Raw genomic sequence first — 24,772 nt, forward strand, 5'->3', positions numbered from 1 at the left:
CTATTATCCTTTAGAATAGGACAATGAGCAAAACAATTTTTACATTTTTCGTTTAGCGTAACGGGCAGCTAAAAAAGCACAGATCATTAATTGAATTTGATGAAAGATCATTAAAGGTAAAATCATAATCCCCATAATCGATATAGGAAAAATAACACCAGCCATTGGAATACCACTAGCTAAACTCTTTTTTGAACCACAAAAAACAATTGTAATTTCGTCTTCTTTGCTAAAACCAAATAGTCTTGCGCTATAGGTCGTGATTAATAATACAATTACTAATAATACAATTGAGAAAAATATTATAGTTAACAATGATAAAAAACCAACTTGGGCCCAAATGCCATTAATAACTGCATCACTAAAAGCAACATAAACCACTAATAAAATCGATAAACGATCAATTTTAAAAATAACATTTTTATATTTGTCTATCCATTTGATTATAAAACGGCGCGATAAATGCCCAACCATAAAAGGTAACATCAATTTTAACATTATCGAAGTAATTGCATCTACTATATCCATTGAAGCAATCGCTTGAGTATTCATTAATAACCCAACTAAAATAGGAGTAATAAAAACACCCAACAATGTTGATGCTGAGGCACTACAAATTGCAGCAGCAACATTACCTTTTGCTATCGAAGTAAATGCTATAGCCGATTGCACTGTTGCGGGCAAAACACACAAATAAACAAAGCCTAAATAAAATTCTTGTGATAAAAAAGTTGGCACTAAAAATCGCATCATAATGCCTAAAATTGGAAAAATCACAAAGGTCGTTACAAATATTAATACATGTAATCGCCAATTTTTTATGCCAATAATAATAGATTGAAAAGAGAGTTTGGCTCCATGCATAAAAAATAACAATCCAATGGCAAAAGTAGTAAGATGCCCAAAAAATATTTTAGTTTGTCCCTTACAAGGCAAAAAACTTGCAGTGATAACAACACAAATTAGAGTCAATAAGAATGGATCAATCTTCAAACGTTGGAATATATTCATAGTTATCGATCTTTTTTACTAAAAAAATCGCCACAAAAGTGGCGATTTAGTTTATGGGTAAAAATACTTATTCTAAGAAGCTACGAAGCACATCAGAACGACTTGGATGACGTAATTTACGTAACGCTTTAGCTTCAATTTGTCGAATACGTTCACGTGTTACATCAAATTGTTTACCCACTTCTTCAAGCGTATGATCGGTATTCATATCAATACCAAATCGCATACGTAATACTTTTGCTTCGCGCGGTGTTAAACCTGATAAGATATCACGTGTTGCACTACGTAAGCTTTCAGATGTTGCTGCATCTAATGGCTGCTCTAGTGCGGTATCTTCAATAAAGTCACCTAAATGTGAATCTTCATCATCACCAACTGGCGTTTCCATCGAGATTGGTTCTTTAGCAATCTTTAGCACTTTACGGATTTTATCTTCTGGCATTTGCATACGTTCAGATAATTCTTCCGGCGTCGGTTCGCGACCAATTTCTTGTAACATTTGACGTGAAATGCGATTTAACTTATTAATCGTTTCAATCATATGTACTGGAATTCGAATCGTTCTTGCTTGATCAGCAATTGAACGTGTGATAGCTTGTCTAATCCACCATGTCGCATAAGTTGAGAATTTATACCCTCGACGGTATTCAAATTTATCTACAGCTTTCATCAAACCGATATTACCTTCTTGAATTAGATCTAAGAATTGTAATCCACGGTTAGTGTATTTTTTTGCTATAGAAATCACTAAACGTAAGTTTGCTTCAACCATTTCTTTCTTAGCTCGTCGTGCTTTTGCTTCACCAATAGACATACGACGGTTAATATCTTTAATTTGCTCAATAGAAAGATTAGTTTCAGCCTCTATTTGTTTCAATAAGTTAACTTGTGCAGCAATCTGCTCCTCAAAATCTTTTAAATTAACAGCAAAAGCATTTTTAGAAGTTAATGCTTTATTATACCAATCCATATTATTTTCATTTCCAGTAAAATAATTCATGAATTGTTTTTTCGGCATTTTACATTGTTCAACGCAGATCTTCATAATTACACGTTCGTGTGCTCTTACACGATCCATCATGCTTCTCATATTGTTGACAAGTATATCGAACTGTTTAGCGACTAAACGAAATTGCTTGAAAATCTCTGATAAATTTTCGATCTCTTTTTGTGCTTTTTTGTGACCACGTCCATATTTTTTTATAGCTTCAGATGTTTTATTGTGTTGCTCTTGTAATTCAGCAAATTTTGCTCTAGCAACTTCAGGATCAATTGAAGCATCTTCATCAGCAGATGAATCACCATCCTCATCTTCATTTTCATCGTCACTATCGTCGATTTCGATCTCAGTTTCACTATCTTCTAAATCTTCAGGCAATTCTTCAGTTACTTCTTCCGCATTTGGATCAACAAAACCGGTAATTAAATCAGACAAACGAACTTGTCCACTTTCGATTAAGTTATATTGCTCAAGTAAATAAGTAATTGCTTCTGGGTATTCAGACACGGAAGTTTGAACTTGATTAATGCCATCTTCAATACGTTTGGCAATGTCAATTTCACCTTCACGAGTTAAGAGTTCCACCGCTCCCATTTCTCGCATATACATACGAACAGGATCGGTTGTACGACCTATTTCTGACTCAACATTAGATAAAACTAATGCTGTTGCTGCTTCAACGGCTTCTTCATCAGGGACATTATCTGAAAGTAATAACTCATCAGAATCAGGGGCTTCTTCAAGAACTTGAATCCCCATATCATTAATCATTTGGATAATATCTTCAATCTGATCTGAATCAATAATCTCTTCAGGCAAGTGATCGTTGACATCAGCATAGGTTAGGTATCCTAGCTCCTTACCACGAATGATTAGGAGTTTTAGCTGTGATTGAGAATTTTGCTCCATAAAAGGTATCCACTTTTAGTTATTTGGTCATGTGTATATTATATATGTAGAACATTATCTGTTATCTACATATACCCTATATATTTAGTCTTTTTTTGATAAAACAAGTATTAATGTCGCTAATTCTTTTTTCTCTGCGGTACTTAAGCCGGAGACTCTCTCTTTTGCGATTAGTTCATCTTGTCTTTGGGCGAGTATATTATCATATAACTCTTTTAAAGTATGTGTAAAAATCGATTCTATATCATCATCTTGATAATGAAACTCCCAGGTTGATAAACGACTGAGTTGTCTATAAAATGGCCTCTCTAAACACTCAGTTAATATTTGTGCAGTATTTATATTAGGATAACGCTGGCATAATTCAAGTAGCTCAATAAAAATATCAATGCCAGCCATTTTTACTTGGCCAATAGCATTAATATTGGACACAAGTTGCGCAAGATTAGGATATTGAAGCAATAAACCAATCAAAATACGCATTGTAGTTAACTTCATTTGTGCTATTGGTGCAGATTCTTGGGACTTAATTTCGTATTTTTGGCGATTTGATTGCATTAATTGCTCTATTTGAGACAAATCAAGTAACCCCAAATAACGCCCAAGTTGTTGTAATAAATTTAATCGGAAAGCTTTTGCTTTTATTTGATCAAGTAAAGGAAGAGCTAATGAACTTAATTTCGCTTTTCCTTCCGGTGTTTTCAAATCAACTTGCTTTAATAATTCATCAAATAAAAATTTAGATAGATTTGACGCAGTGTTCAAGTAATCTTCAAAACCTGAGTTACCGATTTTACGTACAAAACTGTCAGGATCTTCATCTTGAGGTAAAAAAGCAAAACTGATCTCTTTACCATCAATCAAGCAGGGTAATAAAACATTCAGTGCTCTCCAAGCGGCACTCCTTCCCGCATTATCGCCATCATAACAAAAGATTACAGAATCAGTAGCTCTAAACAGAAGTTTAATATGTTCTTCTGATGTTGCAGTTCCTAAAGCCGCTACAGCATAGTCAATTCCATACTGAGCCAGAGACACCACATCCATGTAACCTTCTACAATTATCAATTGTTTCGGATTACGATTAGCTTCTAAAGCTTCATAAAGTCCATATAATTGAAAACCTTTATGAAAAATAGGAGTTTCTGGTGAGTTTAGATATTTTGCAGAATCATTAATAATAGTTCTTCCCCCAAAGGCAATCACATTACCTTGTCTATCACGAATTGGGAACATGATTCGCCCACGAAAGCGATCGAATCGATTACCTCTATCATTATTAACTGACATTCCTGCTTTATCATATAACTCTGCTTCGTTTTTGGTCTTTACAATATTTTGAAAAGTTAATTGGCTTGAATTAGGTGCGTAACCAATTTTATACCTAGCTATAATTTCCCTATTTAGTCCACGTTGTTCCAGATATTTATGCGCATCAATCGAGGTTGATAATGCTAATTGCTGTTGGTAAAAATTGGTTATTTTAGCCATTAACGTATACAGATCACGGCGTATATTTCGAGACTCAATCTGTTTGGACTGATCTATTTGGTTATTATTATCCGTATAAGGAACTCGAATTCCTTGCATACTGGCTAATTCTTCAATTGCTTCAGGAAAAGACAAACGTTCATATTGCATTAAAAAATTCACAACTGAACCAGATGCTCCACAACCAAAGCAATAATAGATCTGTTTTTTTTCATTCAATGAAAAAGAGGCAGTTTTCTCATCATGGAAAGGGCAACAACCAAAGTAGTTATTCCCCTTTTTTTTCATTTTGACACGTTTGCTGATCACATCAAGTATACTTGTGCGAGCAATCAAGTCTAAAATAAAATCTCGAGGAATAAGACCTTTCATGATAATTTAACCGATATTGGCACTATACGCAAAGACAACAAGCCGCATGTATATGTACGGCTTGTAAAAAATTTTTTATAAAAAAATAGATAAAATTGAGTTTTATATCAATTTAAACTTTTAGTATAAATATTAATATAGACGAGTGCGACGAGCGTTTTCTCTTTCTAATTTTTTAGCGTGACGTTTAACAGCAGCTGCTTTTGCGCGTTTACGAATAGTAGTTGGTTTTTCATAAAATTCACGGTTACGAACTTCAGCTAGAACTCCTGCTTTTTCGCAAGAACGTTTAAAACGACGTAATGCTACATCGAAAGGTTCATTTTCACGTACTTTAATTACTGGCATGTGCCTCTCACCTCAAATTTGTTTAATATCACAAAGGACTAAAAATTAGTGCGCAATTTTACCCCTAATAGACATACGTTGTAAAGTAAAATATCGAATTATTGTATCATAACAAATTAATTTGCTAATCTCCCTACTCAATTAGATAATAAAACCATTTTTATTAAGATAGATAGGTATTTTTATGTCATCATTTATCATCGGTCAATACCCAAAGCGTCGCCTACGCCGCAATCGTGTTTATGATTTTAGCCGCCGTTTAGTTGCAGAAAATCACCTAACAATTAATGACCTGATTTATCCTGTTTTTATAATTGAAGGTAACAATATTATTAAACCAGTTATATCAATGCCAAATGTTAATCGAATGAGCATTGATATGCTATTAAAAGAAGCTGAATATGTAGCTAAACTAGGTATTCCTGTTCTTTCACTGTTTCCAGCCATTGAACCAGAAAAAAAATCATTACTTGCTCAAGAAGCTTATAATGAAAATGGGTTAGTGCCCAAAGCGATTCGAGCATTAAAAAAAGAAATTCCCGAGTTAGGTATTCTAACTGATGTAGCACTTGACCCTTATACAAGCCACGGACAAGATGGCATTATTGATGAACATGGTTATGTTCAAAATGATTTATCTGTTGAAATTCTTGTTAAGCAAGCTTTAATTCAAGCTCAAGCTGGTGCAGATATTATCGCGCCAAGTGATATGATGGATGGACGCATTGGTGCAATTCGTGATGCGCTTGAAAATCATCATTTTGTTAATACACAAATCATGGCGTATTCGGCTAAATATGCTTCAAGTTTTTATGGCCCGTTTCGTGATGCAGTAGGATCTGCTTCAAATATAAAAGGCGGTAATAAAAAAACTTATCAACTTGATCCTGCCAACAGCAATGAAGCTTTGCAAGAAATTTACCAAGATCTTAGTGAAGGCGCTGATATGGTCATGGTTAAACCAGGTATGCCTTATCTTGATATGGTCAGAAGAGTGAAAGAAACCTTTGCTGTGCCAACATTTGCCTATCAAGTTTCTGGCGAATATGCCATGCTGTGCGCAGCAATTGAAAACGGTTGGTTAGATGAACAATCAGTAATTATGGAATCCTTACTTTGCTTTAAACGCGCTGGTGCAGATGGAATATTAACATATTTCGCTAAACAAGTTGCTGAATGGTTAGTTCAAAGACAATAAGATGTATTAACTCACTGTAAAGTCCCCATATTATATAATGGGGATATTTATCAAAACACAGCAAAAGACTTCATTTAGATTATTGGCTTTGTTCATTCTATTTTTCGGTAAAATTAGCTATTAAATTAGGAACTTTTTTAAACTTTTACAAGTGGATAAAGCTATGTCGATTTTACCTCCAAAAATCCGATTTTCAAGCAAAACACTTTTCATATTTATTTTATCCGTCAATTTCAGCATATAAATAATTAACATGATTTAATAGCAATATAAAGTAAGTAACCAATATTTAGTAAAGCGTGTAAAAAAGTTTTAGGAAAACTATATGTTTATATAAATATCTGATAATATTTCATCAGATTAATGACAAGAGAATGAAAAATGATCTATGAACTCATACCGATAGAATTGCATGAAGAGCTTAATGATTTTCGTCAAGATTTAGAGAGGATAGTTTTACAGTATGTTGAAGTTTGTCCTTATTGTGACAAAAAAGAATTTTATCTAATCCGTTCAAAACCAACTACTACTTACCGTTGTAAAGCTTGTTATAAATATTTTACGGCGGCAACCAATACACACTTTAATCGTCTAACTCCTTTTAACTGGTTAGAAACTATTTTTATTAGCCGGATAAAAAACTACAGCTATCAAGCAATAGCAGATAAATTTGATTGTTCAACTGAGAAAATAATGCGTCGTGACCATGCTATAATGAATCACTTAAAGCTACATTATTTATCATTATATAAATGGTATATCAACAAACAACAAACAACTTTAAATCCAATCTTAATTGAACAATATAATTATATCAAATCAAAAATAAATACTTTACTTAATACGACAACTCCCGTTTGTTTACACTGCAACTCAACAGAAACAGTCAAAATAGGCAAACGAACATGTTACCGATGTAAACGATGTCGACATAGTTTTAATCTTCTAAGTAATACTAAACTAAATCGTTTACCCAAACCTGAATTATGGCTAAATTTTATTGATTTACTCTTAGCCGGAGAAGACAATATACAAATAGAGAAAAATTTAAAATTGACGAGCAATACCATAAGGAGATGGCGATCGGTATGGTGTGAAATGATGATAGCTTGGAAGTGTGATGCCCTATCTATTTGGTGTAGCAGCCATTAAAAATGGTAAAGATAGCATGATGAATGACAATTTCATGTTTTACTCTAAATAATCTTTAACCCATAAGATTAATAATAGAAGATAATGTTATGAAAAACTATATTTCTCTTCTCTATATAAGTTTATGCAGCAGTACACTATTAATTAGTGGTTGTGATGACAAAAAAACAACTAATACAAACTCAACTCATATTGCCGTGACTAACAGTTATCTTTTTCATACAGAACCAGAATTATTGCCTGTTCACAAGTTATTTAAACAGCAGAAAATTCAAGGTCCATCACATAAACTAATTAACTATAACTATCAGGGTTATGTGACTAATTATAATTTAGAAGGACTTTATGGTGAAATTAATTATGATGAAGCCAAATACATTTACGGAATGGAAGGAACCAGAGATGAATATGAAATTACTTTTGACAATACAAAAAACATACTTGGCATGAAAAATAGTAATGGAGATATTGTTGCTTTTTCTGAATTTGATGGGCAAGGTCATTTAGTTGAAACAACTTTATCTCACTTTGCAGAAAATAATATTATTTTTAACAGCAAAATAATTTATGAAGAAGACCGGGTTGAGAAGGTTTTGTATAATGCTTATATTCCAGTTGATGAAAAAACCAAATTTCCTGTGTTAGTACAAGAAAAAGATATTATTTACAATGATCGTAAGCAATTGGAAAAAACTATCACTAAGTCATTTAAACTATCATCAAATGGTGACATTATTATCAATGATAAAAATGAACAAGAAGTTGAAATGACTGAGACTTGTACCTATTCTAATTATAATGAAAACCGAGATTGGACTAAGGCAATTTGTATTACAACAGGAAATGAGTCAAAAACCGTTACTTTAATAAGAACCATCGAATACCAATAGCTTTATTTATTCTCTTAATACCAAAGGGAATATGATTAGTCATGACCGTACTCATCGTATTTACGGCAAAGTATAATGGTGTCTTCAATTAAGCGCCGAGCAATAGTTCCATATTCAGGTATTTTAGGTAATTGAGAGTAATGATACCAATTTGCTTCAACTAATTCGCAAGTATCTACTTGAATTTCGCCACTTTCATAATCTGCTAAATAAGCCATCATCAATGAATTTGGAAACGGCCAAGGCTGAGATCCTACGTAACGAATATTTTTAATATTTAATTTTGATTCTTCAAATACTTCTCGTTTAACAGCCATTTCCATTGTCTCACCAACTTCAGTAAAACCAGCTAAAACAGTATATAAACTATTTTTATTATGTCTAACATGTTTTGCCAATAATATTTTATTTTTTTTGCGAATAGCGACAATGATAGATGGCGAAATTTGAGGATAATAACGTTCATTACAGTTATGACACATACAACACCATTCTGTTGTACTAATACACATTTTGTGACCACAATAACCACAATATTTATGAGAACGATAGAACTCTGATAATTGAACAGCTCGGCCAGCCATGTAAAATAATGATTGTTCAGTATTATCAAGCAAAGATCGAATTGAACTCATTGCAGTTTTCATTTCACGACAAATAAGCCAAGCCGTTTGTCCATTCCATTCACCGATGGGTTGGGCAATCAGATTTTTGAAACCCAGTTTACTGGCATTTCCAACAGGAACTTCCCCGTTTGGTAACCATAACCTTCCATTTTTACTGACAAACCAATAGCCCGTTTCATTTCCATTCAAACTTATTTGTTGCTGTATGTTCATATCAATTTATACTCAAAACAACGAAAAAGGAGGGGTTAGCCTCCTTTATTATCAATATTATTTCTTTTTCTTCTCGTGAAGTCCTTTTTTCTCAAGTTCCCAATAAATGATACGTTGCTGAGCAATTGTAAATAAATTACTTACGATATAATATAAAACTAAACCTGAAGGAAACCATAAGAAGAATACTGTAAAAATTAATGGCATATAAGTCATTAATTTTTTTTGTAATGGGTCAGCGGCCGGTGTTGGGGACATCATCTGAATTAAGAACATTGTACCGCCCATTAATAAAGGAAAAATATAATAAGGATCTTGTGCAGATAAGTCATAAATCCAAAGTGCAAACGGGGCATGACGTAGCTCAACAGCATTACCTAACATATAGAATAATGATAAGAAAATTGGCATTTGAATAAAGATTGGCAAACAACCGCCTAATGGATTTACTTTCTCTTGTTTATAAATCGCCATAGTTTCCATACTTATTTTTTGTTTATCATCACCATAACGTTCTTTCAATGCTTCTATACGAGGTTGTAATAACTTCATTTTTGCCATTGAACGATATTGAGCACGTGTTAATGGGAATAAAATACCACGGACAATAAAAGTAATAATAATAATTGCAAAGCCCCAGTTACCAACAAAGCTATGAATAAATTTTAACAAATAAAACAGTGGTTGTGATAAGAACCATAACCAACCATAATCAACGGTTAAATCGAGATGATTAGCGGTCTCTTTTAATTGGTTTTGAATTTCTGGCCCTAACCATAATTTTGCCCCAATAGTTTGGCTGCTACCTGATTGTATAACAGTTGATTTACCCTTAAAGCCAATTGTTGCTTGAGATTTGTTAGCTGTAGCTCGAGAATAAAATAAATTATTTTGATCCTGAGTTGGTACCCATGCTGTTACAAAATAGTGTTGTAGCATTGCAATCCAACCAGTTTTAGTACTAACATCTAAAGCTTTATCTTTTATATCATCAAAACTGTATTTACTATAGTTAGTGTTAGAACTAGAATAAGCCGCACCGCGAAAAGCATTTAGACCTAATCCACCACCACCTTCAGTCACTGTGCCTTTAGGTAACTCTATAGTTTGTTTTAATTGACCATACATTGAAACATCAATAGGATTTCCACTCTGATTATTAATGTCATATTGAACATCAATAGCATAATTACCGCGATGCAATATATAATATTTAGTATAACTAATACCATTTACCTGATAAGTCAGTGGTACACGCAATTCATCTTGTCCTTCAGCTAATGCATATTCGGTTTGTTCAGTTTGATATATTGGTCGTTTTGATCCTTGAATAGCATTATCAGGTCCATCTTTACCAGTTAAACCGCTTTCAGCAATATAAATAAAATCGGGACTTGATGTTAACAACTGGAAGGGGGTACCTGAATGAAGTGTTTGCTCATATTTTAATAATTGAGCAGCTTGCACATCGCCACCATACGTATTGATAGTAAGTGACAATACATCTGATTTTACAGTAATTATTTTACCGAGCTCAGCAGTATTAGTTGAATTATCTTCACCTATCTGTTGTGTTAACTGATTAATCATAGGCAGCTTAGGAGCATGATCGTCTTCCCATGCTTTCCAAATAAAAAAAGATAAAAAAAGTAAAGCAATGACTAAAATATTACGTTGAGATCCCATTAGTGTTTTTCTCTATTGGTTTTAATTTTAGGAGGAACAAAATCTTCTCCTCCTTCATGTAAAGGGTGACATTTTAATACACGTTTAACCATTAGCCAACCACCTTTTATTAATCCAAAGCGTCTTACTGCAATTACAGCATATTGTGAACATGATGGTGTAAAACGGCATTTAGGACCAAATAAAGGGCTAAGAATGCGTTGATATATACGAATAAAAAAAATAAAAATATTAATTATCAATAAATTAAATGCAAAAACATGCCTTTTTATCACTAATTTTACTTTATTTAAATTTTTTGCTTGGCTATGATTCGTTGGCATAGTTTATCTAAAATCTCAACTATTTGTTGATTATCTAAGTCAATGACAGGAGATTTAGCCATCAGAATAAAATCAACATTAGGGAGTTGATGTTGATGATAACGAAAATACTCTTTCACAAGTCGTTTGATGCGATTACGTTCATGGGCACGCTTTACCTGCTTTTTAGCTATGGCAAATCCCAAACGAGCATGTGCTAAATTATTTCTACGTGAAACAAGCGTAAGAAAAGGAGATCCAGCTCTAATGGATTCTTGGAAGACATGACTGAAATCAAAGGGAGTTAACAATCGCAACTCCCGAGGATAAGTGAATTTAATCACTCAACTTTAAATCAGCTAGCAACGGTTAAACGAACACGGCCTTTAGCACGACGGCGAGCAAGAACTTGACGACCATTTTTTGTTGCCATACGAGCACGGAAACCGTGAGTTCTATTGCGTTTTAATACTGATGGTTGAAATGTGCGTTTCATGACGATTTATATCCAAATCTAATTTATCAACAAGGTTGTAGAGTGTAGACTCCACAGCATTAATTAAAGAGGTCGAAATTATAGTGTTTATTTTATTTGTCGTCAATGAGATTTTAACAGATAAATTTTTAAGAAATCCATTAGCACCTGATTAAGATACAATTATATAAAAACTGATATATACCTTATTAATTTAAGCAGATATTTTAATCCTTAATATCAAGAAATAATCAGCAAAATAATAGACTATGAGATTAATTTATCTTCTTTATAGATTAATATAACGTATAAAAATAACACCAAAAAAGAAGAGCGAAAATTAAATTTATTAATCACTAAATGCAATGACTCTCTTACTTTTTTCACCACCTATTTCACGCGCTAATTTAGGCACTAAATAACCTGAAACTTGAGCAGCCAGTTGACTCATTAATTGTTTGGCTTTTTCATCACTAACCATAAAATGAGCGGCCCCCTGTACCTTATCAAGTAAATGGATATAATAAGGCAAAATACCAGTATCAAAGAGCTTATTACTTAATTGTGCTAGTATTTCAGCTTTATCGTTAACATTTTTTAATAAAACACTTTGATTAAACACGGTTACATCTTGATGTTTTAATAATGAAACCGCTTTAGCTACATTTTCATCAATTTCGTTTGAATGATTGATATGAGTAACCATGATAATTTGTAATCGGCTATTAGCAAATAGCTGACAGAGCGCTAATGTAATTCGTGATGGTATCACAACCGCTAAACGGGTATGGATTCGTAATCGCTTAATGTGAGGAATTTTTTCTAATGCGTTCACTAAAAATTCAATCTCATGATCCTTAGCCATTAAGGGATCTCCCCCAGAAAGAATGATTTCATCAAGCTCCGGATGATCGGAAATATAATTAAGCGCTATATTAAGATTCTTTTTATTACCCTGATTTTCATGGTAAGGAAAATGCCGTCTAAAACAATAACGGCAATTTATAGCACAGGCCGTTTTAGTAATTAATAAAGCACGATTATGATATTTATGCAATAATCCTGGAATAGCATTTTGTTGTTCATGCAAAGGATCATTGCTATATCCATCAATATGAATCATTTCATGATCATCACAAAGAACTTGTAATAACAAAGGATCTCTATAATCTCCCTTTTTCATTCGATTGATAAAAGCCATAGGGACACGAAGCGGAAATTGTTTTTTCGCTAGTAACATAGAAATTGAAATGGAATTAGGATCTAATTCTAAATAAGAATAGAGTTTCTTGATATCAGTCACGACATTGTTTAGATCTAATATCCATTCATCTTTATTATTTGGTAGTTCAATTTTTTGCTGTATAATATGACTCATTTTTGTAATTCAGAATGATAGTTGGAGCTTTTATGGCATCTTATAGTACAAATGAGTTTAAAGCCGGTCTTAAAATAATGCAAGATGGCGAACCTTGTGTAATTGTTGAAAATGAATTTTATAAACCAGGTAAAGGGCAAGCAATTAACCGAGTAAAAATTAAAAAACTACTTTCAGGCAAAACTGTTGATAAAACTTTTAAGTCGGGTGAATCAGTTGAAGGCGCTGATGTTGTTGATATGAATTTAACATATTTATACACTGATGGTGAATTCTGGCATTTTATGAATAATGATACTTTTGAACAACTGTCGGCTGATGCTAAAGCTGTCGGTGATAATGCAAAATGGTTAGTTGATCAAGCTGAATGCATCTTAACATTATGGAATGGCCAACCTATCGCTGTTACGCCTCCAAATTTTGTTGAACTAGAAGTCATTGAAACCGATCCTGGCTTAAAAGGCGACACAGCAGGAACAGGCGGAAAACCAGCAACTTTATCAACAGGTGCAGTTGTCCGTGTACCATTATTTGTGCAAATTGGTGAAGTACTTAAAGTGGATACTCGTTCAGGTGAATATGTATCGCGTGTTAAATAATTATAGTCGTTTTATGCTACTATGTTATTAATATAAAAAAGAGGTTACATTAACCTCTTTTTTGTGTTAAACCGTTTTTTTAATAGCATATTTTTAATCAACAAAAATAAACTTATCATTTATATTCATTATAACATCTTCATTGTTAATAAGAAATTAATCAAATTATTTTGCACCAAAATAATTTAATTGGCGCCACGATTCATAGACCACAACCGCAACTGAGTTAGATAAATTCATACTTCGACTATCAGCTAACATTGGAATACGAATTTTTTTATCTTGTGGTAATGCATCAAGAACCGATGCAGGTAAGCCACGAGTTTCAGGACCAAACATCAAAAAATCATTATGCTGAAAAATAACTTCACTATGAGATTTTTTACCTTTAGTCGTTAATGCATAGACTTGTGTGATGAGATCAAGTCGGTTAACCTCTAAAAAATGAGCGAGATTTTTATAACGAGTTACGTTGACAAACTCTTGGTAATCAAGACCTGCTCTTCTCAGCTTTTTATCATCCCAAAAAAATCCCATTGGTTCTATAATATGCAAATTAAAACCTGTATTAGCACATAGACGTATAATGTTACCTGTATTAGCTGGAATTTCGGGCTCAAATAAAACGATATTTAACGCAACATTTGACACAATACTTTCTCTTCTATTGTTTATATTTCTGAATTGGTAATATTATCACAATTCGGAGTCCTCCAAGATGACTTTTCTCTGCTTTAACATTGCCATGATCTCGCATGATAGCATTAGCAACAATAGCTAGTCCTAATCCTGTTCCTCCTGATTGACGATCTCGCGCTTCGCTAGTACGATAAAATGGTCTAAAAATTTGCTCAAGCTCCTTGTCAGCAACACCAATTCCATCATCGTCAATACTAATTATTATCTGATTCTGTTGGGCAATAAAATTAACCACAATTTCATGATTAGAATACCGGAATGCATTACGTATCACATTTTCAAGAGCACTACATAAAGCCATAGGATAGCATAAAATAGTATGACTAGTTGGAGGATTAGTCACTAAAAACTTTTTCCCTATTTGTTCTGCTTCAAAAGTAGCATTATCAAGCACCTGTTTGAATAATAAGTTAATTTTCTTAAATTGCCGAATTTCATTATTATCATATTGCTGCCTTGCTAAAGACAATAAATCACCTATCATAGAATCAAGCTTTAACGCTTCATTATTAATACGTATAACTTCATTACTTTCTCCTTGCTTATGTCGCAATAAAGATGTGGCAAGTTGTAAACGTGTTAAAGGAGTACGAAGTTCATGAGAAATATCGGAAAATAAGCGTTGCTGTACTTCTTGCATCCGTTTAAGTTCTCTTAACATATGATTAAAACTAGCACCTGTTGCTTTATATTCAGTAGATCCAATTTTTTCAAGTTCTGGCCATTCTTGTAAATTTCCTTTAGCAACTTGATCTGCGGCTTTTTTTAACCCCCGTGCAGGTTTAGCTATACTCCATGACAACCATAACAAAAAAGGAGAACTGATCAACATCATTAGTGTTAATAACAATAAGGGATGATCAAAAAGTAAATTAACAAATTGAGATTGAACATCAGAAGCAGGTTGTAAGACATACAATTGATATGGTTCATCAGCATAATGAACTAAAAATGGCCCTATAATCTCTTGGAAATCATAAATTTTTTTAGCAGGATCTGAAATATTATGTGATATTTCGCTAAAGTTTTTTACTAAATCAATATTTTTGGTATCAGCAGTAATATATTGCCCGTTTGGAGTAACAATAAATAAAAATTGACCTGATTTTTGGTAGGTATCCATTACAACAATAAAACGCATCCACCAACGAAAGCTATCTTTAGGTACATTGGATAGATCTTTTTCTATTTGTTTAGCTAATTCGTTACCTGTTTCTCGCTCTTTATTTGCAATGTAAGTTAAGTTTCTAGAATCTAAATTTGGTAATAAAATGATTAATGCCAAAAAAAAAGCTATTGTTAGAAGGAAGATAGTGAAAATTCGAACAGTTAAACGGTCAAAAATCCACATATCATTACACCTAATTTAAAACTATATCGATGTTGTTATACATCATCATTGCTATCAATAACAAATAAATATCCCTTAGAACGTAATGTTTTAATCCACGGTAAACCATCGCTACGAGGAGGAAGTTTTTTTCTTAAATTAGATACATGTACATCAATTGAGCGAGCAAGAGGAATAAATTCTTTACCTAAAACTGTTTCGCTCAACGTATCTCGAGATATGATTTTACCACCATTTTCGAGAAATTTAAGTAACACTTGAAATTCTGTACCAGTTAATTCAATATATTTATTATCATAATAAACTGACTGCTGTTTTCGATTTAATACCAACTTATCAACTGTATACTGTAAAGGAAGGTCATCAGCATCATTAACTAAATTATCCCAACGTGTACGACGCAATAGAGCATTGATTCTGGCTATAAGTTCTCTATCATTGAAAGGTTTTAAAATATAATCATCAGCGCCAAGTTCAAGTCCAATAATTTTATCATATTCATTATCTTTAGCCGTTAAAAAAATAACAGGGACAGTAAATTTGCTTCTAAGTTGAGATAATACATTTAATCCATTCATTTCAGGCATCATTATATCGAGCAGAATCAAATCAAATGTCATATCAAACTTTTCTAAAGCTTGCATGCCATTATTCGCCGTTTCAACTTCAAACCCTTCTAGTTCAAGAAGCTCGGATAACAACGAGGCGATTTCTGGATCATCATCCACTACAAGTAATTTGTTCATTACAATCCTCTGTTTACTCATTTATCATATTTATTTTTATCGAATTACATCAAGATTCCACACTGTGCCGAGTTATTATATATGCAAAAAATACTATCAATACCAACAATATAGTAAATAATTGTTAAGTTCTAAAATTTTAATACTTTAACATTATAAAAACCTTGATCAATAAGATAAAGTGCTTGTAATTTACTCATTACTCCACGGTTGCAATAAAGCAAATACTGTTTGCTTTGATCTAAACTACCAAATTGAGAAGCCAATTTATAAAAAGGAATTAATTTAATTTTAACATTATCGCCTAATTGTAAAGGTTCATCTTCTTGTTCATCTGATGGGCGAATGTCAATAATAATATGATCGTTGTTAAGAGTAGATACTGTTTCAACCTGTTGAATTGTTGTATTAGATTGTTTCGCTATTTCACGAATATCAATATTTTCTGCATTTTCTATAGCTGTATTAAGTATTGAAAAATCAAAATTCAACTCTTCTGCTTCAATTTTTTCTTTAATTGCTTTTACAGTAGGACTTTTAGATATTACGCCACAAAACTCAGGCATTGTTTTAGCGATATCTTCAGTGCCGATTTGACGAGCAATATTGATAATGGTTTCTTTATCATGTGTGATTAGCGGACGTAAAACCAATGTATCACTAACATTATCAATTAAACGTAAATTAGTTAATGTTTGGCTTGATACTTGACCTAGTGCTTCCCCAGTCACAAGAGCTTGCACATTATAACGTTGAGCTATTTTAGATGCGGCACGTATCATCATTCTTTTTAAGATTACACCCATTTGCCCATCATCAATTTTTTCCAAAATTTCACCAACGACATCCGAGAAATTAATAGCGATAAAACGTACTTTATGTGAGCTTCCAAATCGTTCCCATAAATAGTGAGCCATCTGTTTTACACCAATTTCGTGAGGTTTTCCACCAAGATTAAAAAAGCAATAATGTACTCGACTTCCTCGCCGCATCAACATGTAACTTGATACACCTGAGTCAAATCCACCAGAAATAAGTGAGATAACATCTTCTTGTGTACCTGTTGGGAAACCACCAATACCATCATGTCGACCTTTAACAAGTAACAACTTATCTTTATCAATTTCTAAATTTACCGTAACCTCAGGACGTGTTAACTTCACCTTAGCTGAAGGTACATATTTATTAAGCCCTCCGCCAACATAACGTTCAACGTCAATTGAAGTAAATTCATGCTTTCCTCTGCGTTTGACCCTTACACAGAAGGTTTTATTTTCAATTAATGAGGCATAATAACTTAAAACTTTTTCAAAAATATCATGCACATCGACATAAGTTAGTTCATCGACAGCTAGAATGTGATGAATACCAGGAATTCGTGTTAATAGTTCTAGAATCATGGCTTCACTATTTTCTATTTTTGGACGAACTTCGATAAAATCCCAATGACGAATAACAGCAACATCTTCTATATGATGTTTTAATATATTACGAATATTGCTAGTTAATATTTTGATAAAACGTAAACGAACAGAATCACTTTTAATCGTGATTTCAGGAAAGAGTTTAACAATAAATTTCATAAAACTAAGGCGTGATCTAAATAAAAATGGCGGACATTATACTGTTTTTCTAAAAAAACATAAAATTTAATCTAACAAATATTAAATCTAAAATGGATTATAAAACCAATTTATTGAATTAAATCATCTGAACAAATTAATTTAAAATAATATTTATTATGGTAATTTTATTGCAAAAAGCAATAATATTCTATTTTATATCTAGAAGTAAATAATCGTTATGATTTGTCTTCCCTAACGATTAAGACAAAAAATGAATATAATTTTTAATATAAAAATTAATATTGATAATAGTTTTAAATTATCGAAACTCAAATTATACCAACTATACCTTAAATTTTACTTGCTTGTTGGTCTGTCTTTCGTTAATATTTCGCTTCAATAAATTCTGTTGTATAAAACATAAAATTGACAGGTTGAAATGTACGGACTTTTAATTATAAGTTATTTGATCATTGCACTAGCAATAATCGTATTAGTTTTAATTCAGCGAGGAAAAGGCGCCGATATGGGGTCTTCTTTTGGCGCAGGTGCGTCAGCAACTTTATTTGGTTCATCAGGAAGTGGAAACTTTTTGACTCGCACAACAACACTATTAGGTATATTATTCTTTGTAATAAGTATTGTTCTATCTAATTTAGGAAGTCGCGGTCATACCACTTCAACTGGCGAATTTGATAACCTCGAAGATACTGTTCCTGTAACGACACAACAAAACGAAAAAGTCAGTACTCCGACAGTAGATCCTGTTGTTCAACCAGAACAAATAAATCCTACATCAGATATTCCTGAATAAAAACGGCGCCGTGGTGGTGAAATTGGTAGACACGCTATCTTGAGGGGGTAGTGCTCTAAGGGCATGCGGGTTCAAGTCCCGCCCACGGCACCAATTCAATATTCAGTAACATTCTTTAAAATTCTTTAAACCACATCAAAACCTGTATAAACAAGGCTTAAAGCCTGTTTTACTATTTCGTAAGCATCAGTAAGATACATTTACAACCAAAAATAATGGGGGTATATTTGGGGGTAGGATAAAGTACCTTTATAATTAGATACCCCCAAAGGTGAAAAATGGCTATTAAAACTACTCCTTTGACTGATACACAAATAAAAGCATTAAAAGCCAATAGTAAGGATAAAAAGTATTTTGACGGTGGAGGCCTTTTTTTGTTAGTCAAATCGTCAGGAACTAAATTATGGCGATTTAAATATAAAAAACCCATATCAAATAAAGAGACATTATTATCTTTTGGTAAATATCCAGAAGTTTCGCTACAGCAAGCGCGAAAACAACGCGACGAAGCGCGCGAATTAATTAAGCAGGGCATAGACCCCCAAGAACATAAAGCGGAACAAAAACAACTAAAGCAAGAAGCAATTGGCAATACATTCTACTCCATGGCTGAACGATGGCTTAAATTCAAGACAGAACAAGGACTAGAAGAACAAACTTTAAAAAAGGCTTGGCGTTCATTAGAGAATCATGTATTCCCTTACATCAAAGACATTCCCATAAACCAAGTAACTGCTGTTAAGGTAATCAATGCTTTACAACCATTAAATAACAATAATAAATACGAAACAGTAAAAAGAGTTTGTAGGCGAATCAATGAAATAATGTATTACGCTGTCAATATGGGAATTATCGATAATAACCCTCTAGCCAAAATCACCGACGTATTTAATAGCCCGAAAGTAAAAAATCAGCCAACTATTCCCCCTACTGAGTTACCGCAGTTCATGCAAGCTTTAGCTATGGCAAAGATTGAATTGCAAACCAGATGCGTGATTGAATGGCAGTTATTAACATTAACGCGACCAAGTGAAGCCGTAGGGGCTAAGTGGGAAGAAATTAATTTAGATAAAAAATTATGGAGTATTCCTGCCGAACGCATGAAAATGGATAGACCACACAATATACCTTTATCACCGCAGGCAATAAAAATACTTGAGATAATGAAATCTATTAATCATAAAAGCGAGTTTGTTTTCCCAACAGCAAGGCCGCCTTATAACAAGCCAATGAGTAGCCAAACCGCTAACATGGCAATAAAGCGCATGGGATACAAAGATAAGTTAGTTGCGCATGGATTAAGAGCTTTAGCTAGTACCACTTTAAACGAACAAGGCTTTAATTATGATGTCATTGAAAGCGCGTTATCGCATGTAGATAAAAACGCAGTAAGGCGAGCCTACAACAAAGCAGAATATGAACATCAAAAGCGTATTATGCTTGATTGGTGGGGTGACTTTGTCGAGCAAGCCAGTAAAGGGAATGTCTCACTATCAGGTAACCGCAATTTAAAGTTAGTTAATTATTAACTATATCGTGCCCCATATTTGGGTTACGCTTTCAATTATTAATCAGATCCACTCCTCAGATGTGAGGAGGCTTTTTCAAATATCATTCTTAACATATACCAGTTATTAAACTGGTTTTTTATGCTTACCCCCACTATTCTAAACTTTTCATTAAAAGTATTCACTACTATTCACCTTTTAAAATTAATTAATATATATCAATATATTATATACTTATTATATATATTTTTTGGTGTTCACTACTATTCACATTTAAATATAATCTTGATCCTATGATTAACCAATTGAAATATAGAAATAATTCTATAACCTCTATTTTTGGTTAAAATTAAAATATATATTAATCATGATGTTAAAAATAAGTGATTTTAAGGTTGATCATGGTTACTATTAGAGGTATTAAAATTGCAATCTGCTAAAAAGTCAGCACATTCATTGATAGTAAAAAAACTATTTCAATTCGCGGTTTTGCATAAAAATGAGGGTGAGCGGTGTAGAAAGATTAGAGTTATAGAAATTTACTACCCCCCTCACTACTTGGCTTGAAGAATTTAAGGACACGTTAGAAGCAATATAATTACTTTGATTGCATGGGGTGTTTTTACAAATAATACTTTTTATTAATGTAACTACATCTAGACTGATTAGAATTATAATTTTAACAGTCCATAAAAAGAGAATGGTACAATATACTTTGATGATTTAGAGACACGTTAGGGAAAAATGAAACAAACAGAAAAGAAAAAGATAAATCGCTATTTTCATGGTGTACCTAACATAAGATTAATTGTATCGATTGAACAATCAATAGTTAATGAAATAGACGATCTTATTAAACATGATAGAAGTCATCCAGCCAGTAAGAACCGTTCTGAGTTTGTGAGATTGGCGATTGTTGAAAAATTGAGGAAGGATTGAAAAATATGAATCAAAATGACATTGCTTTTTGGGGGATGATTGGCAATTGGTTTACTGGATTGGCAACATTTTTAGCTGTGATTGTATCGCTTTATTTAAGTTCTCGACAGACTCGAATAAAATTAAAATGCTTTTTTGGTGAGAGAATTAAAATATTAAGTGATGGCACTAATTTAGGAAAATGTATATTTATTAAGATAACTAATCTTTCTTTAATTCCTATTAATATAGATCACCAACTTGGTGTAGGAATTATAACAAAGAAAAGGTATTTACGTTTTTGGAAAAAAAAGAAAGTATGGACGCTTAGTATTAATTCGAGTAATGTTTCTGGTAGTAAAAATAAACTTTCAACCGGTGAAACTAGTGTAATGTGGATTGATTTTGATCAATATAGAACTAATGAATGGTATAGGTATACGGCAAAAAAATTATATAGAGATGGAGTGAAACCAAACGAAATTGAATGTTATGTTTATATTAATAATTCAATAATTTATAGATTTCCATTTGATTCTGGTGTACTTGAACATTTAACATTACAATATAAAAAAATAATAGATGATAGCTAGTTTTATGTATATAAATACAGATACTATAATATCTCTAAAAGCATATAACTGCATTATTTGCGTCTTTAGCTGATCTATTAACAATAAAAATAGGTATCCAAACAAGTATCCTGTAAAAAGGTATTTAATAAATGGATACTAATTTAATAATAAAAGGCAGTTATCTTTATTACGAAGACAGCTAAAAATTTACCTATTTGCTAACCATGCTAAAATAGCCTTTTTTTCTTCATCAGTGACTTCCCTTGGCTGAGTTCTGCCTAAATTTCTAACTTTCGGCTTAGACATTTTAAAGCCGTTAGCGATTTGCGTTTCAACAATAAAAATCTCACGAAATGTTAATACAAACTCGCCACTTGTATTTTGTTTTTGAGTAAGCCCAACAGACGTAAGTATCATGTTTTTATACTGCCGTGTATTTGTTTGTAGCGTTACGGGCTCACCGCTTCGCTGTATTGCTAATAGTTTTTCGTGTGCATCAGCAATGCGATCTGATGATAAACTATTTAAAAGTGGAGATTGATAATCGGGTAGAAAATCTGCTATCACTTGATTAGCCGCTTTTTCACCAGCACTGCGTGATGCATAATAACGCTTAACCATATTTTCAGCTTGAGCAGTAACCGCTTTAATCGGCATTGGTAACGGATATTCGGAAAAATTAACCCCTGACATTTTATCAAATGAAAATGTATTAGTTTCGTACCCGACAACTAAACCATAAACGGTTACCTCTTTAGGGTCTAATACTGCATGGTCTGCAATATTAGCTCCATTCTCAATTGGGTTTTCAGTTACCCGCAATTTTGATGCATGTTGTTCTACAGTGTTAATATCAAGATTAAAGGTAAAATTATCACTGATTATCAAACCGCTGTCTTTTGATGATTTATTTAATATAGATTGAAACGCCATTTTTCTATAACCTCTAAATATTATTTTCATCCTGTAATATTAACATAGTTTATTTAATGTATATAAATACAGTGCTATAATGTACCTAACTGTATATTAATGTATTATTTGCGTCTAGGCTGATCCCCGAACATTCGCAACCCTAGCGAACTGGCGCAAATATCTATTAGGGGCGTGAGGGGCGTATGGATGATACAAAAAATAATATAATTTTACCTTATGTTGAAGCTATAAAAATCAAAGATGTTTCGTTAGCCTTAGGTTGTTCTATTGATGATATTATCGAATGGGCACGTCGAGACTTAATAAACTTATGTATTGATATTAACTCTCTTTATGGTGAGTTAAGTATTTCTTGTAGAAGAGACGCTCCCGTTATAAATAATTATATTAATTTGCTAAATGAAATTAATAAAAAGTATCTAGATTATAACCGCAAAAGCATTACAGATTTTGATTTTCAGGATTTATTCAAATTACTGCCTGCAAATAATAGACCTTTATATAATAGAGGTAGATCATTAATGGATAAATATTTAAAAAATGAGAGCGATGAAGATTATTTTAAATTAAGATTTTTAGGGAAAGGTGAAGGTTTTTGGATATTTGATTATTATAATTTAAAACGCCAAAAAATAAGAACTATTAACTCTCAAGAATTTTTTAAAGTACGTAGTTTAATTTTAAACTATAAATATTATGATGCAAAATCATTGCCTCAAAATTATGCTGAAGGTTTGAAAGCAAGTTTCTTATTATTTGATGAGATTCTTGTTTCAAGCGATGAATTTTATATTCATTATCACGATTTTAATAATTTAATAAATAATAAATTTGTTCAAGGTAAAAATGACATTAATAATATAAAGGAAAAATCACTAAATATAGGCAAGCCCCCCCATTTTTATAAGAATTTTGCCATCGATACGGCTTACTTAACCAGAAATAAGAACCCTCAAAGTAAAGTTGCTGATATAGCAAGGAAAATACATCTTACAATTATTGATAATTTTAACTCTGTAAACCCCCCCACAAAAGATACTATTTCTAATTGGCTTTATGAAATAAAATTAGGTAAACCTACAGAGAAAAGTAATAATGATTTTGAGTTAGTTATTCCTGAGGAATGGCGTGATTATTTTGAATAAAATGGAAACTAATTTAGTAAAATGGAAATTATTCATTTTAATATATAGAAGCATTCAATATATTAGTTATTGATAGTAAATTAGCTAATTAACTGGGTGTTTTCCATTTTGTTAAATGGTAAATTTTAATATTTAATGTAATGCATGTTTATTTACACAGTTATATTCTATATTTATCTTTTAAATACAGGAGAATATAACTAATGACCAACCAAATCCTATCCAAAAAAGAAGTAAAAGCCTTACTTCACTTCAAAAGTGACACTAGCCTTTATACGCTAGAACAGAAAGATGAGACCTTTCCCCAAAGAATCAGAATAGGCTTGCGTCGTGTTGGCTATCGAGCTGATGAAATTTATTCTTGGCTTGAATCTCGCAAAGTAGAACGTCGCGAGGTGGCATAATGGTGATAAAGCAAAACCCTTTATATGACGAAATAGTAAAGGGCTTAGATTGGAACTTAGACGCCTCCAATCATAGCCAATCTTGCTATAAGTGTCTACCTAAAAAGCCGAGAGCTTACCTATTAATTGCGTGTACTGGTGACAATGGTATTACAGAAAATGAGATATTGCGCACCTGTAGGCTTTCTAGCGGTAGAAATTACTGTTCAGAACTAGAAAGAAAGTTAGGCATCACATTAAAGCGTATGGATGAACCTAATACCGACGGAATGGGCTCACACTATCGCTATTACCTAGCCAATAAGGAAGATGCTCAAAAGGTGGTTAATCTGATTCTTAGTTATGAAAATAGCTTATTAACTGAATCGGATATCAGCCAAATTTTAGCACTTTATCCAAGTAAAGCAGCTTAATTAATTGATTTTATAGCAAAGCGCATTTTTGCGCTGACGGTATCCCCT

Annotated in this window: 26 protein-coding genes and 1 tRNA gene; 12 read left to right on the plus strand and 15 right to left on the minus strand. The window is 32.6% G+C overall.

Translation table 11 applies throughout. From position 1 onward, the window contains the following. Positions 1-39 precede the first annotated feature (39 nt). The 4 genes from J3U19_RS02570 to rpsU form a co-directional block, all read right to left on the minus strand. A complete protein-coding gene (locus tag J3U19_RS02570) occupies positions 40-1,011 on the minus strand; it encodes a bile acid:sodium symporter family protein (protein WP_267345371.1) in 972 nt (323 codons plus the stop codon). A 67-nt stretch (positions 1,012-1,078) separates the two neighbouring features. Then, on the minus strand, positions 1,079-2,920 hold the full coding sequence (rpoD, locus tag J3U19_RS02575; RefSeq protein WP_267339942.1) for an RNA polymerase sigma factor RpoD: 1,842 nt from the start codon (positions 2,918-2,920) through the stop codon (positions 1,079-1,081). A gap of 84 nt (positions 2,921-3,004) precedes the next feature. Then, positions 3,005-4,783 carry a DNA primase gene (gene dnaG / locus J3U19_RS02580; RefSeq protein WP_267339944.1) on the minus strand — a complete coding sequence of 593 codons (1,779 nt, stop codon included), beginning with the start codon at positions 4,781-4,783 and terminating at the stop codon, positions 3,005-3,007. Between the two features lie 132 nt (positions 4,784-4,915). Next, positions 4,916-5,131, minus strand: coding sequence for a 30S ribosomal protein S21 (gene rpsU / locus J3U19_RS02585; protein ID WP_034882800.1), 216 nt, complete (start codon positions 5,129-5,131; stop codon positions 4,916-4,918). 184 nt (positions 5,132-5,315) lie between these two features. On the opposite strand from rpsU, the gene hemB reads away from it, so the two are divergent. The 3 genes from hemB (at position 5,316) to J3U19_RS02600 (ending at position 8,371) form a co-directional block, all read left to right on the plus strand. Beyond that, positions 5,316-6,329 (plus strand): porphobilinogen synthase, encoded by a 1,014-nt coding sequence (gene hemB, locus J3U19_RS02590; protein ID WP_267339945.1) that lies wholly within the window; start codon positions 5,316-5,318, stop codon positions 6,327-6,329. A gap of 381 nt (positions 6,330-6,710) precedes the next feature. Continuing rightward, entirely contained in the window at positions 6,711-7,481 is a 771-nt protein-coding gene (locus tag J3U19_RS02595; RefSeq protein ID WP_267339946.1) for a hypothetical protein, read from the plus strand. Between the two features lie 89 nt (positions 7,482-7,570). Beyond that, complete coding sequence (locus J3U19_RS02600) at positions 7,571-8,371, plus strand: hypothetical protein (RefSeq protein ID WP_267345372.1); 801 nt, start codon at positions 7,571-7,573, stop codon at positions 8,369-8,371. Between the two features lie 35 nt (positions 8,372-8,406). Here J3U19_RS02600 and nudC read toward each other — a convergent pair whose 3' ends face one another. The 6 genes from nudC to epmB all read right to left on the minus strand — a co-directional run bounded on the left by nudC (position 8,407) and on the right by epmB (position 13,051). Continuing rightward, positions 8,407-9,210, minus strand: a complete 804-nt coding sequence (nudC, locus tag J3U19_RS02605; RefSeq protein ID WP_267339949.1) for an NAD(+) diphosphatase — start codon at positions 9,208-9,210, stop codon at positions 8,407-8,409. A 57-nt stretch (positions 9,211-9,267) separates the two neighbouring features. After that, the gene (gene yidC / locus J3U19_RS02610; RefSeq protein WP_267339950.1) at positions 9,268-10,896 is read right to left on the minus strand and encodes a membrane protein insertase YidC; all 1,629 of its coding nucleotides are present in this window, start codon (positions 10,894-10,896) and stop codon (positions 9,268-9,270) included. After that, on the minus strand, positions 10,896-11,138 hold the full coding sequence (yidD, locus tag J3U19_RS02615) for a membrane protein insertion efficiency factor YidD (protein WP_267340143.1): 243 nt from the start codon (positions 11,136-11,138) through the stop codon (positions 10,896-10,898). Before yidD ends, yidC begins: the two co-directional genes overlap by 1 nt. Positions 11,139-11,185: 47 nt before the next feature. After that, complete coding sequence (gene rnpA / locus J3U19_RS02620; protein ID WP_267345374.1) at positions 11,186-11,542, minus strand: ribonuclease P protein component; 357 nt, start codon at positions 11,540-11,542, stop codon at positions 11,186-11,188. 11 nt (positions 11,543-11,553) lie between these two features. After that, positions 11,554-11,694 (minus strand): 50S ribosomal protein L34, encoded by a 141-nt coding sequence (gene rpmH, locus J3U19_RS02625; protein ID WP_025314679.1) that lies wholly within the window; start codon positions 11,692-11,694, stop codon positions 11,554-11,556. A gap of 328 nt (positions 11,695-12,022) precedes the next feature. Next, entirely contained in the window at positions 12,023-13,051 is a 1,029-nt protein-coding gene (gene epmB / locus J3U19_RS02630) for an EF-P beta-lysylation protein EpmB (RefSeq protein ID WP_267339953.1), read from the minus strand. A gap of 32 nt (positions 13,052-13,083) precedes the next feature. Between epmB and efp the strand changes: the two genes are divergently transcribed. Then, positions 13,084-13,650: an elongation factor P gene (gene efp, locus J3U19_RS02635; RefSeq protein ID WP_267339955.1), complete on the plus strand. Its 567-nt coding sequence runs from the start codon at positions 13,084-13,086 to the stop codon at positions 13,648-13,650. 165 nt (positions 13,651-13,815) lie between these two features. On the opposite strand, the gene trmL is transcribed toward efp, so the two are convergent. From trmL to thiI, 4 genes are all read right to left on the minus strand, one after another. Then, the gene (gene trmL / locus J3U19_RS02640) at positions 13,816-14,301 is read right to left on the minus strand and encodes a tRNA (uridine(34)/cytosine(34)/5-carboxymethylaminomethyluridine(34)-2'-O)-methyltransferase TrmL (protein ID WP_267339956.1); all 486 of its coding nucleotides are present in this window, start codon (positions 14,299-14,301) and stop codon (positions 13,816-13,818) included. Between the two features lie 13 nt (positions 14,302-14,314). After that, positions 14,315-15,694: an envelope stress sensor histidine kinase CpxA gene (gene cpxA / locus J3U19_RS02645; protein ID WP_267340145.1), complete on the minus strand. Its 1,380-nt coding sequence runs from the start codon at positions 15,692-15,694 to the stop codon at positions 14,315-14,317. A 41-nt stretch (positions 15,695-15,735) separates the two neighbouring features. Then, entirely contained in the window at positions 15,736-16,446 is a 711-nt protein-coding gene (locus J3U19_RS02650; RefSeq protein WP_267339957.1) for a response regulator, read from the minus strand. Between the two features lie 131 nt (positions 16,447-16,577). Beyond that, positions 16,578-18,029 carry a tRNA uracil 4-sulfurtransferase ThiI gene (thiI, locus tag J3U19_RS02655; RefSeq protein ID WP_267345375.1) on the minus strand — a complete coding sequence of 484 codons (1,452 nt, stop codon included), beginning with the start codon at positions 18,027-18,029 and terminating at the stop codon, positions 16,578-16,580. A gap of 421 nt (positions 18,030-18,450) precedes the next feature. Between thiI and secG the strand changes: the two genes are divergently transcribed. The 5 genes from secG to J3U19_RS02680 all read left to right on the plus strand — a co-directional run bounded on the left by secG (position 18,451) and on the right by J3U19_RS02680 (position 21,844). Beyond that, positions 18,451-18,825 (plus strand): preprotein translocase subunit SecG, encoded by a 375-nt coding sequence (secG, locus tag J3U19_RS02660; protein WP_267345376.1) that lies wholly within the window; start codon positions 18,451-18,453, stop codon positions 18,823-18,825. Positions 18,826-18,832: 7 nt separating this feature from the next. Beyond that, positions 18,833-18,918 (plus strand) — tRNA-Leu (locus J3U19_RS02665). Between the two features lie 185 nt (positions 18,919-19,103). Continuing rightward, the gene (locus tag J3U19_RS02670; protein WP_267345378.1) at positions 19,104-20,354 is read left to right on the plus strand and encodes an integrase domain-containing protein; all 1,251 of its coding nucleotides are present in this window, start codon (positions 19,104-19,106) and stop codon (positions 20,352-20,354) included. A 723-nt stretch (positions 20,355-21,077) separates the two neighbouring features. After that, complete coding sequence (locus tag J3U19_RS02675) at positions 21,078-21,272, plus strand: hypothetical protein (protein WP_267345379.1); 195 nt, start codon at positions 21,078-21,080, stop codon at positions 21,270-21,272. 5 nt (positions 21,273-21,277) lie between these two features. Then, entirely contained in the window at positions 21,278-21,844 is a 567-nt protein-coding gene (locus tag J3U19_RS02680) for a hypothetical protein (RefSeq protein ID WP_267345380.1), read from the plus strand. 189 nt (positions 21,845-22,033) lie between these two features. Here the strand turns inward: J3U19_RS02680 and J3U19_RS02685 are convergent, their stop codons facing one another. Further along, complete coding sequence (locus J3U19_RS02685) at positions 22,034-22,759, minus strand: phage baseplate protein (RefSeq protein WP_267345381.1); 726 nt, start codon at positions 22,757-22,759, stop codon at positions 22,034-22,036. Positions 22,760-22,944: 185 nt separating this feature from the next. On the opposite strand from J3U19_RS02685, the gene J3U19_RS02690 reads away from it, so the two are divergent. From J3U19_RS02690 to J3U19_RS02700, 3 genes are all read left to right on the plus strand, one after another. After that, positions 22,945-23,907 (plus strand): hypothetical protein, encoded by a 963-nt coding sequence (locus J3U19_RS02690; RefSeq protein ID WP_267345383.1) that lies wholly within the window; start codon positions 22,945-22,947, stop codon positions 23,905-23,907. A gap of 203 nt (positions 23,908-24,110) precedes the next feature. After that, complete coding sequence (locus J3U19_RS02695) at positions 24,111-24,311, plus strand: helix-turn-helix transcriptional regulator (RefSeq protein WP_091348728.1); 201 nt, start codon at positions 24,111-24,113, stop codon at positions 24,309-24,311. Then, positions 24,311-24,724, plus strand: coding sequence for a hypothetical protein (locus J3U19_RS02700; RefSeq protein ID WP_267345384.1), 414 nt, complete (start codon positions 24,311-24,313; stop codon positions 24,722-24,724). The genes J3U19_RS02695 and J3U19_RS02700 overlap by 1 nt, the downstream gene beginning before the upstream one ends. Positions 24,725-24,772 lie beyond the last annotated feature (48 nt).

The organism is Gilliamella sp. B2828, assembly GCF_026537125.1.
In the GTDB taxonomy this organism is placed as follows: domain Bacteria; phylum Pseudomonadota; class Gammaproteobacteria; order Enterobacterales; family Orbaceae; genus Gilliamella.